At 61.5% G+C, this 12,585-nt stretch carries 12 protein-coding genes; 6 read left to right on the top strand and 6 right to left on the bottom strand.

The annotated features are described in order from the left end of the window. The first annotated feature begins 100 nt into the window (after positions 1 to 100). Both ACR0NB_RS12090 and ACR0NB_RS12085 read left to right on the top strand, forming a co-directional pair. Complete coding sequence (locus ACR0NB_RS12090; RefSeq protein WP_480775805.1) at positions 101 to 2,545, top strand: GcvT family protein; 2,445 nt, start codon at positions 101 to 103, stop codon at positions 2,543 to 2,545. Next, positions 2,542 to 3,900, top strand: coding sequence for an MmgE/PrpD family protein (locus ACR0NB_RS12085; RefSeq protein ID WP_480775804.1), 1,359 nt, complete (start codon positions 2,542 to 2,544; stop codon positions 3,898 to 3,900). Before ACR0NB_RS12090 ends, ACR0NB_RS12085 begins: the two co-directional genes overlap by 4 nt. Here the strand turns inward: ACR0NB_RS12085 and thpR are convergent. The 6 genes from thpR to ACR0NB_RS12055 all read right to left on the bottom strand — a co-directional run bounded on the left by thpR (position 3,873) and on the right by ACR0NB_RS12055 (position 9,259). Beyond that, positions 3,873 to 4,436, bottom strand: a complete 564-nt coding sequence (gene thpR, locus ACR0NB_RS12080) for an RNA 2',3'-cyclic phosphodiesterase (RefSeq protein WP_480775803.1) — start codon at positions 4,434 to 4,436, stop codon at positions 3,873 to 3,875. The two genes, ACR0NB_RS12085 and thpR, sit on opposite strands and share 28 nt — an antisense overlap. Positions 4,437 to 4,559: 123 nt before the next feature. Further along, on the bottom strand, positions 4,560 to 6,704 hold the full coding sequence (locus ACR0NB_RS12075) for a hypothetical protein (protein WP_480775802.1): 2,145 nt from the start codon (positions 6,702 to 6,704) through the stop codon (positions 4,560 to 4,562). Then, the gene (motA, locus tag ACR0NB_RS12070) at positions 6,701 to 7,570 is read right to left on the bottom strand and encodes a flagellar motor stator protein MotA (protein WP_480696178.1); all 870 of its coding nucleotides are present in this window, start codon (positions 7,568 to 7,570) and stop codon (positions 6,701 to 6,703) included. Before motA ends, ACR0NB_RS12075 begins: the two co-directional genes overlap by 4 nt. Positions 7,571 to 7,616: 46 nt before the next feature. Beyond that, the gene (locus tag ACR0NB_RS12065; protein ID WP_480775801.1) at positions 7,617 to 8,198 is read right to left on the bottom strand and encodes a MotE family protein; all 582 of its coding nucleotides are present in this window, start codon (positions 8,196 to 8,198) and stop codon (positions 7,617 to 7,619) included. Next, positions 8,198 to 8,752, bottom strand: coding sequence for a DUF6468 domain-containing protein (locus ACR0NB_RS12060; RefSeq protein WP_170419891.1), 555 nt, complete (start codon positions 8,750 to 8,752; stop codon positions 8,198 to 8,200). Before ACR0NB_RS12060 ends, ACR0NB_RS12065 begins: the two co-directional genes overlap by 1 nt. Positions 8,753 to 8,761: 9 nt before the next feature. Further along, a complete protein-coding gene (locus tag ACR0NB_RS12055) occupies positions 8,762 to 9,259 on the bottom strand; it encodes a flagellar basal body-associated FliL family protein (RefSeq protein ID WP_480775800.1) in 498 nt (165 codons plus the stop codon). Positions 9,260 to 9,378: 119 nt separating this feature from the next. Here ACR0NB_RS12055 and fliF point away from each other — a divergent pair, with 119 nt between their 5' ends. Genes fliF through fliP form a run of 4 tightly spaced genes read left to right on the top strand, consistent with a single transcriptional unit; the run spans position 9,379 to position 12,578 of the window. Continuing rightward, positions 9,379 to 10,974 (top strand): flagellar basal-body MS-ring/collar protein FliF, encoded by a 1,596-nt coding sequence (gene fliF / locus ACR0NB_RS12050; RefSeq protein ID WP_480775799.1) that lies wholly within the window; start codon positions 9,379 to 9,381, stop codon positions 10,972 to 10,974. Beyond that, positions 10,974 to 11,570, top strand: a complete 597-nt coding sequence (locus ACR0NB_RS12045) for a FliH/SctL family protein (RefSeq protein ID WP_480775798.1) — start codon at positions 10,974 to 10,976, stop codon at positions 11,568 to 11,570. The genes fliF and ACR0NB_RS12045 overlap by 1 nt, the downstream gene beginning before the upstream one ends. Next, positions 11,563 to 11,850: a FliM/FliN family flagellar motor switch protein gene (locus ACR0NB_RS12040; RefSeq protein WP_480775797.1), complete on the top strand. Its 288-nt coding sequence runs from the start codon at positions 11,563 to 11,565 to the stop codon at positions 11,848 to 11,850. Before ACR0NB_RS12045 ends, ACR0NB_RS12040 begins: the two co-directional genes overlap by 8 nt. Then, entirely contained in the window at positions 11,850 to 12,578 is a 729-nt protein-coding gene (fliP, locus tag ACR0NB_RS12035; protein ID WP_480775796.1) for a flagellar type III secretion system pore protein FliP, read from the top strand. The genes ACR0NB_RS12040 and fliP overlap by 1 nt, the downstream gene beginning before the upstream one ends. The last annotated feature ends 7 nt before the right edge of the window (positions 12,579 to 12,585 follow it).

Here is a 12,585-nt window from a genome sequence, read left to right as displayed (position 1 = left end):
GACATTTGGGGTCGGGAACAGAGCATACGGTGTGCAGGTCCTGTGGCTGACTTCTGAGGCAGAGGGGTGACGCGTCCCCGCCAGTCAGGAGAAAAGCCCAATGAGAACCCATGCACAGGCCGTCGTGATCGGAGGGGGCCTTGTCGGTTGTTCGATCCTCTACCACCTTGCCAAGCTGGGCTGGACCGACGTGATCCTGCTGGAACGGGACGAACTGACCAGCGGTTCAACGTGGCACGCTGCGGCCAACATCCACGGGCTGCACGACAACAACAACGTTACGCGCATCCAGCACTACACGATGAACCTGTACAAGCAGCTGGAGCAGGAAACCGGGCAGGGCTGCGGCGTGTTCCAGCCGGGATCGCTGTATCTGGCCCAGACCGAAGCGCGCGAGCACCAGTTGCGCCTGCAAGAGGCCAAGGCGCGGTTCTACGGCTTGAACTTCCATGAGATCAGCCGCGAACAGGCGATGGAGCTGCACCCGCTGGCGCAGTTCGATGACATCCGCTGCATCATGTATGAACCCGACGGCGGCAACGTGGACCCTTCGGGCGTGACCCACGCCTATGCGGCCGGCGCGCGCGCGCTGGGGGCCGAGATTCAGCGGTTTTGCCCCGTAATAGGGACTGAACAGCAGCCTGACGCCTCGTGGATCGTGCGCACGGAAAAGGGCGACATCCACACGCAATGGGTGGTCAACGCCGCCGGGTTGTGGGGACGCGAGGTGGCCGCGCTGGCGGGACTGGAACTGCCGCTGCAACCGACCGAGCATCAGTATTTCGTAACCGAGGCGATTGACGAGGTCGCCGCCCTTGGCCGCCGTCTGCCGTCGATCGCCGACCGCGACGGCGAGTATTACTTCCGGCAGGAAGGCAACGGGTTGCTGATCGGCGCCTACGAGAAAGACATGCGTTTCTGGGCCGAAGACGGCACGCCCCTGGATTTCGCCCATGACCTGTTTCCCGACGATCTGGACCGGATCATGGAGAACGTGATCCGCGCGACCGAGCGTGTGCCGGTGGCCGCGACCGCAGGTGTGAAACGGGTGATCAACGGCCCGATGATCTGGTCTCCGGATTCCAACGCCATCTGGGGGCCGGTGCCCGAACTGCGCAACTATTTCTGCTGCACCGGTATCATCCCCGGCTTTTCGCAATCGGGTGGGCTGGGCCTGCTGGCCGCGCAATGGATGATCGAGGGCGAGCCGCAATACGACATGTTCGCCTGGGATCTGGCGCGGTTCGGCGAATGGGCCGACAAGAACTTCACCAAGGCGCGGGTCGCCGACCAGTATTCCCACCGCTTCGCCATCCATTTCCCGAACGAGGAACGCAGCGCCGGCCGTCCGGCCCGCGTGCGCCCTGCCTACGAGTTGCAGAAGCAGATGGGCGCGGTCTTCGGCCTGAACTGCGGCTGGGAACACCCGCTTTGGTTCGCCGATCAACCCGGAACGGTCGAGACCACTGGCTTTACCCGTCAGAACTGGTTCGAACCAGTGGGGCAGGAGGCCGGGATGCTGCGCGAGCGCGTGGGCGTGATCGACATCTCGAACTTTGCCAACTACGTCATCAAAGGGCCGGGCGCGCGTGACTGGCTGGATCGGCTGGTGGCCAACCGGGTGCCGACCGAAGTGGGACGTTCATGCCTGACCCCGCTGATTTCCGTGCGTGGCGGCGTGGCGGGTGATTTCACCATCACCAAGACGGCCCAAGACGACTACATGATGATCGGCTCGGGTATGGCCGAACGCTATCACCAACGGTTCTTCAACATGGTGGACCTGCCCGAGGGCACCACCTTCGAAGTTGCCACCAACCGCATCGCGGGCTTCAACATCGCTGGCCCGAAATCGCGCGAGGCCTTGCAACGGCTGACCAACGCCGATCTGTCGAATGAGGCGTTCCGCTTCATGCGCTCGGCCACGATCGAGGTTGCCGGGGTCACCTGCCTTGCCATCCGCGTCAGCTTCACCGGCGATCTGGGGTGGGAGCTGCACTGCGCCGAAGAGGACCAAATCAGACTCTATACAGCGCTTCTGGACGCTGCCCGCGCCTGTGGTGGTGGGCCGGTCGGCGGCCGTGCTCTGGGCGCGTTGCGGATCGAAAAAGGCTATGGCTCATGGGGGCGCGAGTATTCGCAGGAGTACTGGCCGCACGAGGTCGGTCTGGATGGGTTGGTCAAGCCAGACAAGGATTTCCTGCACAAGGCGGCCTGGCTGGCGATCAAGGACAATCCCGCGCGCGAGGTGCTGTCGATTTTCGAGGTCGATGTCACCCACGATGCCGATGCCAGCGGGGGCGAGCCGATCTTCACCCCAGATGGTACGCCCGTCGGGCGCGTCACCTCGGGCGCTTATTGCTATACGGTCGGCAAGTCGCTGGCCATCGGATACGCCAACCCAGCCGTGGCCCAGCCGGGCGACGAGGTGCACGTCTTCATTCTGGGCAAGCCGCACAGGGCGCGGATCCTGCATGCGCCTCCGTTCGACCCCCAGGGCCTGCGCCTGCGAGACCAGAAACCGGCGATGGAGGGCGCCAGGTGACCGAAACCTTCGCCCGCGTTGCCGAGTTTGTTCTGAACCGCCCGGCGGACCAGATGCCCGACAGCTCGCGCGAAGCGGCGACCCTGATGCTGCTGGATACTTTGGGCATCGTGATCGCCTCGACCCCGATGGAGGCCGGCGTGATCGCGCGGGACACCGCGGCGCTGCTCTACGCCTCGACCGATCCGCGCTTCTCGGCGCGGATGCTGTGTGATGGGCGTCGGGTCAGTCTGGCAGGCGCGGCCTATGCGGCCGCCACGCAGACCGATAACCTCGACGGGCACGACGGCTACAACCCGACCAAGGGGCATATCGGCGTGGTGGTCGTGCCCGCGCTGTGCGCATTGGCCGAACACTGCCCTGATCTGTCCGGACCCGATGCATTGGCCACCGTCATCACAGGCTACGAAATTGCGGGCCGCGCCGGTATCGCGCTGCACGCCACCGTCAATGACTATCACACCTCGGGGGCCTGGAACGCGCTGGGCGTGGTTGCCATGGCGGCCCGCTTGCGGGGCCATTCACCGGATCAGCTGCGCCAAGGTCTTGGCATTGCTGAATACCACGGCCCCCGCAGCCAGATGATGCGCGAAATCGCCAACCCCACGATGCTGCATGACGGCTCGGGCTGGGGCGCGCTGGTGGGCATGTCGGCGGCAATTCTGGCCGAGCGCCGCTTTACCGGCGCCCCCGCCATCACCATCGAGGAGGATCGCGCCGCACCCTATTGGCAGGACCTCGGCACGTTTTGGCAGATGGAACATCAATATGTGAAACCCTATCCGATCTGCCGCTGGGCGCATGCCGCCATCGACGGGCTGCGCATGGTGATGAACTCGCACGGTCTGACCCATGACCAGATCGCCCGCGTCGAGATCCACAGTTTTCACGAAGCGGTTCAACTGTATTCGGGGATGCCCGAGACAACGTCGCAGGCGCAATACTCGCTGCCATTTGCCGTCTCGACTTTTGCAGTACACGGGCGGATCGGGGTAGAGCACATCAGCGGCGATGGACTATCCGATCCGATCGTCGCCGATTTCCTGAACCGCATCACCGTATCCGAGTCGGACCTCCATAATTCCCGCTTTCCCGCCGGGCGCTGGGCCGACGTTCAGGTAACGACGCAAGACGGTCGCGTTTTCCGCTCGGGCGACATCCATGCCCGGGGCGGGCCTGAGTCTCCGATGTCGCGACAGGACGTCATCGACAAGTTTGTCGAATTTTCTTCTCGGGAAATCGGAGGGTCTGCTGCCAAGAATCTGAGCAGCGCGGTTTTGAACCTTACCGATCCAGGCACCCGGTTTAGTGACATGGTGCAGCCTCTCTACCGGTCGGCCAAGTCGTCAGCCTGACCGGACCAGCCTTGCAACTGCAGAGGATAGGTCGACAGCGTTTCATATCGTGCGCCGTCCGGCCGAAGTGTCGAAGAGTTCAGGTTGAACTGGGTCACCACCATGGTGTCTTGGGTAACTGGGATATGCAAAAAGGGCTTGTTTAGAGACGATTCAATACCCCGAACTATGGTGATATGCGGTCGAAAGCGGCGGCGTTGCAGCTTCAGCCCGGCCCGCCTAATGCACTGCAGGACGCTTTCATGCAGGCGCAGGAGTTCGGGATCGGGCTCTACCACCATGTGCAGCGAGTTTCCGAAACTACCCAGCCCGGACAGTCTGATGGAAAAGGCCGGGCGCTTCAGCGCTTCGAGGTGATCATTCAATTCGATCAAGACGTTTCGGGTCTGGTCACCCAGGAAAGCCAGCGTCAGATGAAGGTTTTCAGCGGGCAAACTTCGACCGCAATGTGCCGCGCGCGCGACGTCGGCGCATAGCTGGGCGATTTCGGAAGATACGGGAATGGCGACAAAACATCGAATGAGCGCTCCGGACATCCGTTGCCCCTGACCTGGGTAAGGTTGAATTTGCTGGGCAGTCTGCCGGTGCTTGCTCTTTCAGACAAGCGCACGCTCTCAATTCGAGGCGCGCAAGCCGGCCGTTCGTCGCGCGGGTCCTGACTATTCCAATTCAGTTGTCACGTTCAGCAATTCGGCTATCTTCTGCCGCGCGTCGGCGCTGGCCTCAAGCAGCTGTTCAGCGTCCGAAATCGGCTTGTCCGGTTCTCGCTGCACTGGCGCACGCAGGGCCGAGCTCAGATCTATGACCTGCCCTAGCGCGGTGTCCTTCGCCCCAACTTCTTCCAAGTTGAACCCCGCCCACCATGACAGGCGCGCGGCGGTATCCTCATCCCCTATGTCTCGCCAAGCCTCAACAGCGGCCGCGTAATTTCCCATATCGGTCAGGGCTTGGGCCCGCAGCCTTTCAGCGTCATCGGAGGGATCCTCGGCCAATTCGCGCAGGGCCAGATCCGGTCGGTTTTCCAGCAGCGCGGCCCGCGCCCGAAGGATGGCGCGTTCGCGCCTGCGTGTCCCATCCGAACCTGCACCCGTCAAGTCTCGGGCTTGCTTGGCAAAGCCGAGGTCCGCAAAACGCTTGGCGAGCAACAGCGAAGTCTCGGTCGAAATAGACTCTAGTTCATATGGTTTCAGAGTACTTGAATACAGCAGAAAGGTCAGGTCATCCGCGCGCTCTGCTGCCAGATGCAAGATACGATTGCGCGTGCCGGCCCAGGTCTCGTCTCCGCGATGGGCATCAAGGATACTGAAGGCCGCAGAAAACTCGCCGCCCAGGGCAAGCGCCAGGGCGTGACCGCGGGCCATGACCGGGCCCAATTCAGAATTGCGCAGTTCGATCGCGTAGCCCGAGATCAGATCGATTTGCCGTCGCGAAACGGCCCCACCCTCTGCCCACTTCTTTTCAACGAGCCGGGCCAGGGCAAGCGGGGCTTCCAAATCCGAGCTTGGGTTGTCGATGACGTCGTTCAACAAAACGTCGCTGGTGTCCGCATCTCCCTCAGCGGCAGCAACAGTTGCCTGCGCGAGTGTCGCCTCGGGGTGTTGCAGAGTTTGGACGCGATCCACCGAACGCAGTACCCGCCGGGCGGCCTCAAGCTGGCCGGAGTTGACGAATATCTCGGCCAGCCGGGGGCCAAGGATCCGGCGTAGATGCTCAGGAAGCCTCAGGTACGCCTGTTCCATCCGTTCCTGCTGCGCATCATCCTGCAACTGGCCATCCGCCATCGCGGCCCACATGGCAACCGCGCCGTCGCAGCGTTGCAACCCCCGCAGTTTGTTAGGCTCTGATACGGGCTGATCATCAATAATTTGCGCGACCGCTCGAACCCATTCCTGTTCCGGCGATGCATCTTCCATCAACTGCAGAACCTGAATGGCCTCTGAACCAAAACCCCAGTGTGCCAACAGCTTTGCGAGCTTGAGCGCGATGGATCTGTCGACCCTGTCGAACTCCCGGAACAGCCCTGCGCGCAGCTCAGCAACCTGATGCGCAAAGGGCCGACCGTCAGACCAGGCGTCGAACCCCAATTCCGCATCCGAAATACAGGCTGGCAGCGACTCCAGAGGTTGCAGTGGTGGCTCTCCCAGTCTGCCCAACTCGTCAAGGATCGAGTTTACCTGGATATGGGCAGGCAGATCCCGCGCGATGTCCGGAAGCGCTTCCGGCGCCGAGGCACGCGGACCCGGAGGTGTGACGTTCAGGTCCACAAGCTCGCGATCCGAGCCTTGCAACAGACGGGTCGAAAGGCGCTGCTGCAGGCCATCGCGATCCAGTTGCAGAAGGGGGGCAACGATTTCAATTGATGGCGCTTCGGCCTGTGGGCGACGTTTGGAAGTCTGTTCTGGGATCACAATCGATGGAATGTCCAGACTTGGCGGAGGCAAGGCTTTTTGCGCCGCTATGTCCACAACGATCATCCTATCCTTGTACAAAAAAGCGGTCGCCGCGCAATCACAGCCGAAGTCCAGCTCAAGCGGTGCGCCGGGATCGGCCTGCGATATCGCCTCAAGCCGGCCTGCGGACAATCGTGCAAAGACCGATCCGGTCTTGAACACCACGTCGTCCAATTCGACGGCCAGGCGCGCGCCGTTTTTTCGGTGGGCGAGGCTCCAGTTGGTGCCCGCAGGAACGCTGAGAACAAGCCGCGTGAAACCGTCATGTTCGCCGGACCGCACCGGAACGTCCTTCGCCAGCACACCAGTTGCCAATGCGTTCAGGCCAAGGGTCAGGAGCAAAATCCGGATCATGCTGCCGCCTGCTTGATCTCTTTCAAGGCTTCTTCCAATTCGGTGAAGCCGGGGCGATTGTGGGTCGGCGTGTTCTGGCGACCAACCTCGATACACATTGCAGGGTTGTGATTGTGCAGGTTGGCAACCAGAACTTCCCGGATCAGTTGATAGAAGTGATTGTCTTCCTCCACGACCGCTTTCAGCTTTCCGGCGAAGGGGCCGACCAGCCCGTAGGCCAGAAAGACGCCCAAGAAAGTCCCGACAAGGGCACCTCCGATCAACTTGCCCAAGACCTCAGGCGGTTGGTCGATCGAGCCCATGGTCTTGATCACGCCGAGAACCGCCGCGACGATCCCCAGTGCCGGCAGCCCGTCCGCCACGGTTTGCAAGGCGTGGCTGGAATGCATGGCGTGGTGGAAATTGGCATCCATCCGCTTTTCCAGAACCTCTTCAACCTGATGGGGATCGTCATAGTTCATCGCCGCCGACCGCATGGTGTCGCAAATCAGGTCCACCGCCTCTTTGTCCGCCTGTATCTTGGGGAAGGCTGCAAAAATGGCTGAGTTTTCATGGTCTTCGATGTGCTGCTCGAGCTCGACCGGATTTGAACGGGCAAGCCGGATTAGCGAGAACAGAAGGCACAGCAGATCGCGGTAGTCTTCGGGCTTCCACTTCGGGCCTTTGAAAACCTTGCCCAGATCCTTGATCGTGTGTTTGACCGCCGACATGTCATTGCTGATCAGAAAGGCGCCGATGGCGGCCCCGCCGATCATCATCATCTCGAATGGCAGAGATTTGAGGATGATGGCCATCTTGCCGCCGGCGGCGAGGTAGCCGCCAAATACCATTACGAAAATAACGACGATTCCAAGAATTCCGATCATGTGGTCTCTCCGGCAGAGCGGTCTTTGAGGGTGGGGCTCATGGCGGCTACTCAGTGGGGGCGTTGGCGTTGCGTCCGGCCATTACGACACTGATGGTATAGGCGGCCTCGGGGCTGAGACCGGCCATCACACCCGCAGCAGCCTCAGGCGGCATACGCGACAGGAAACCGGCAGCAAAAACCGGATCCATCGTTTCGAACAGCGCCGCGGCGTCCTTGGGCTTCATGTTCTGATAGACATCGGTCAGACGGGTGAGGTCGGTTTCAGCCGCCTTGTCCGCCACGGCCAATGTCTCGCGCAGCGATGCCTCGGCCTCTTGCAAATCAGAGAGGCGCGTCGCAATGGCCTCGTTGGCAATCTCCAGGGCGCGCTCCCTGTCGCGCAGCGCGCTCTCACGCTGTTTGACGGCTGCTTCCCGACGCAGCAATTCGGTCAGCAAGGCTTGCATGTGCGGCTTTTCGTCCGACCCGGCGCTGTGTGTCGAGACTTCCGAGGGGTAAGGCCCCCTTGCCAAAGCCGGCCCAGCCTCAAGCCCCAGCCGTATGATGGCGGAACTGATCATCAAGGCTGAAATGAGGGTCAGAACGCCACCACGTGGTCGACGTTGGGCAGGTTGCAGGCTGCGCATCAGAATCGGGCCTCGCTACCTTGCGCCTTGTGCCTGAAAAACAATACGCCCTTGGGAATCGGGCCCGGATCCTCTGCGGGGTCGTTGGTGGATTTGACCTCGGCTTCCGGCCTGGATGGAATTTGTTCCACAGCCGCAGGCTCGGCGGGTTGCTCGGGTGCTTGAGACCGGGATTCCTCTTTCAGCGAGACCGGTTCCGCCTCGAGAGGTGACGGCTTTTTGGTTTCGGCCGAGGAATTTGCAGGGTCTTCAGCCGCGGGTTTGTCCTTGGGGATCACGTCGTGCATCGACGCCATGATCAACTCAAGCCGCTGTGCGACTGACTCGGCGCGCTCGGTCAGATCCTGCAGTTTGTGTCCGGACTGGTCAGATGCAGCACGCGCGGCATCCAGGGATTTTTTCAGTTCTTCCACCTGTGCGGACAGCACGGAAACCGCGCCACCGACGCCCCGCTCTAGGTCCGTGAACCGCCTGAGGCGTCGGGCCAGAACAAAACAGTACAACCCGGCCCCCAAGGCGCCGGCGACCAGCAAAATGTCCGAGATCAGTTCCAATTTCGCCTCCTAGTTCAATACGAATTCCGTGACCAGAACGTCACGTACCCGACCTTCGCCAACGACGATGCCGATGCGCCGCAGCAGATGCCCGCGGATGCGAACCAGAGCCAGCGAGTCTTCGAGGTCGGACAGGTTGATGGCCCGGAGATAGCCGTTCATCACGTCCACGATGCGGGGAATCATCTTTTCCACCTCGGCCTCGTGACCGGCGGCCACCTCAAGTTGAGCGTGGAATTTCAGATGGCGCGAATCGCCGGAATTCACGGACACGATCACGGGCGGTAGGTCGACGAACCCGACATCCGGCAACGCATCGATCGCATGTCCGGCGTCCGCATTTTCCGCTGTTTTTCCCTCGGCCTCTGGGGCTTTGCCCAAAAGCCCGGACGCGGTCACATAGTACCCGCCCGCAGCACCCAGCAGCGCCAGAACCGCGCCAATCATCAGTCCCTTTTTGCCCGACTTCTTCGGGCCTTCTGCCTCATCCACGGTCGCGTCTGTCATGGCGTCCTCATTCTTGCGTTCGGCACCCGTCATAACCCCGCAGGGACTAACCGATTGTTAAGGGCAATCGTTCAAACAGGGCACGAGCCGCACAGAATGTCGGCGAGTCGGAGGTGAGCGTGCAGCAGATCGGAACTGTCTGGGCAAGTTTGGGCAGGCGCAAACAAATCATCGTGGCGGGCGCGGCTGTCGTCGTGTTCCTGAGTGTCCTGGCGATGTCGCGGTTGGCGACATCGCCGTCCATGACACTCCTCTATGCGGGGCTGGAAAGCGGGGCAGCGGGGGATATCGTCCGGGCCTTGGATCAACGCGGTGTCACCTACGAGATTCGTGGCGGCTCAATCTATGTTCCGGGCTCGCAACGCGACGAGTTGCGCATGACCCTGGCAAGCGAGGGTCTGCCTGCAAATGGCAACCGGGGTTATGAACTGCTGGACACGCTGAGTGGGTTCGGTACGACCTCGCAGATGTTCGACGCTGCCTATTGGCGCGCCAAAGAAGGTGAACTGGCGCGAACCATCGTCAGCAGCCCTCATGTAGGGCAGGCGCGGGTTCACATTGCCAGCGGGTCCACAAGCCCGTTCCAGCCCAGCGTTTCGCCAACCGCTTCGGTCTATCTGGTGCCATCCGGGGCCAAGATCACGGTCGAACAGGCCAAGGCGATCCGTTTTCTGGTGGCCTCCGCAGTGACCGGCCTCGCGCCCGAGGATGTTGCGGTGATCGATTCCAACGGTGCGGTGATCGGCCCGAAAGAGACGGCGGTTGCCGCCGACACTGCCGATGACAAGGCCAAGGTCCTGCGCGACCGCGTCCTGCGGCTGGTCGAGGCACGCGTCGGACCCGGCAATGCGGTGGTCGAAGTCAGCGTCGACACGGTCACCGAGACCGAATCCATAAGAGAGCGGCGGTTCGACCCCAAGGGCCGCGTCGCAATCAGCACCGATGTCGAGGAACGGTCGGATACCTCCCGCAATCAGTCGTCTGATGTGACGGTCGCGTCCAACCTGCCGGACGGGGACGGCAATGGCAGCGATGAATCGAATTCTTCAGCCACGCAAACCCGCGAGCGGATCAACTATGAGGTTTCAGAGACCGAGCTTGAAGTTCTGCGGGTGCCGGGCGCCATCAAACGCCTGACGGTTGCCGTGCTCGTCAACGGGACCCGCAAAACGGACGCCACCGGTGCCGAGGTTTTTGAACCGATGGCACAGCCGGAACTGGATGCTCTGGAAGAGCTTGTCGCCTCGGCCGTGGGCTTCGATGCGGATCGCGGGGATGTCATCACGCTGATATCCTTGGAACTGCCCAATGTCGAACCGCAGGGAACACTGGCGACCGCTTCGGTCTGGCAAAGCATCCATCTGGATACGATGTCGCTGATCCAGATGGCAGTGTTAGCCATCGTCTCGCTGGTCATGGGGCTGTTCGTGATCCGGCCGATCCTGACCGGTTCGGCCGCAGTGCCAGCCTTGCCGCCTGTCGCAGCCTCCGCCGATGGCGGCGCGCCATTTCTTGTCGGTGAAATCTCAGAAGCTGATGGACAGGAATTCAGCGCTCTCACGGGCCAGGGTGAAAACGGAGGCTCTGTGCCTGCGATCGGGTCCACGGCAAGCGAAGATGCGGTCGGACGTCTGCGCGCCATGATCGGGGACAAACAGGAAGAGACGGTTGAAATTCTGCGGAGCTGGCTGGAAGAAAACGAGGAGAAGGTGTGATGTCGATCGCCCACCTTCTCGAGGATTTCACGGCTCAGGCTGACGGCGCGAATCTGCGGTTGCTGGACGAAGAAGCTTTGGAGGAAGAGCGGCTCGCCGCTTTCGAACGCGGATATGGTGAGGGGTGGGAGGATGCGCTGCAGGTTCAAGCCCAAGATCGCGCTGCGCTGACCGAGGATATGCGGGCAGCCTTCTCCGACATGTCCTTCACCTACCAGGAAGCTCTGACCCGGATGACCTTGTCGCTTGAACCGATGTTCAGCGCTCTGGTTCAGACCGTTCTTCCCCAGGCGTTGGATCGGGGGCTTGCCGCCCGCGTGATCGAGCAGTTGAGCGAAATGGCCAATGCGCAGGTTGCACAACCGATCCTTCTGTTGGTTCCACCCGGTGTTGAAGGGGATGTCGAGGCGTTGTTGCCCGTCGACATCACGCCCCTCCCCAAGGTCGTCGCGGACCCCGAGTTGCTGCCGGGTCAGGCGCGGTTGCAGGTCGGCACCGCCCGGTCCGAGGTTGATTGCACCGCGCTGCTGGACGCGATCGCCGCCGCTTTCGACGCATATGTTTTTGAGGCAAGAGAGGCTTTGTCAAATGAGTGACGTACCTGCATCCAAACCTGAAAGACCCAATCCGTTCGAAGCCGTTCCCATCGAGGTGACGGTTTCCGTCGGTCGGGCGCGCCCTCTGATACGCGACCTGTTGAGCATGGGTGAGAACGCCGTTCTGACCTTGGACAAACGGGTCGAAGATCCGGTGGATCTGTATGTCGGCGACCAATTGGTCGCTCGTGGTCTGCTCGAGGAAATGGAGGGGGACAATGCCGGTCAATTGGCGGTGCGTCTGACCGAGATTTCGGATTTCCAGAACGGACTTGGATGATGCGCCGGGCGGCCTGGTGTGCATTGGCGATCCTTGTGCTGACACCAGCACTGGCATCGGCACAGGAGCTGTCGCTGTCATTGGGCGACGGCGGATCCATATCGGCGCGAACCATTCAGTTGATCCTGCTGATCACGGTGCTCAGCTTGGCACCCGGCCTTGCGATCATGGTGACCTGTTTCCCCTTTTTGGTCACGGTACTGGCCATTCTGCGGCAGGGGATCGGGTTGCAACAGTCCCCGCCCAACATGTTGATCGTCAGCTTGGCGCTGTTTCTGACCTACTTCATCATGGAGCCGGTCTTTACCCAGGCTTGGGACACCGGGATCCGACCGATGGTCGAAGAAACACTTGCGGTAGAGCCTGCATTGGAACGTGCGATGGTGCCGTTCCGCGCGTTCATGGTGGCGCGGCTGGATGGTGACACGTTTCGGGCCATGGCGGCCTTGCGCCCCGACACCGCGTCGATGCAGCTGTCGCCGGAGGCGCCACTGTCGGTTCTCATGCCGTCGTTCATGCTGTCCGAGGTTGCCCGCGCGTTCCAGATCGGATTCCTGATATTTCTACCGTTTCTGATCATCGATCTTGTAGTGGCCGCGGTACTCATGTCGATGGGGATGATGATGGTGCCGCCCGCCACGGTTTCGCTGCCGTTCAAACTGGCGTTTTTCGTGATTGCAGATGGGTGGTCCCTGATCGCCAGTGCCTTGGTGCGAAGCTATTCCTAGCCTGCGT

The organism is Ruegeria sp. CG3, from assembly GCF_056537205.1.
This window is presented reverse-complemented; position numbering and strand designations above follow the sequence as displayed.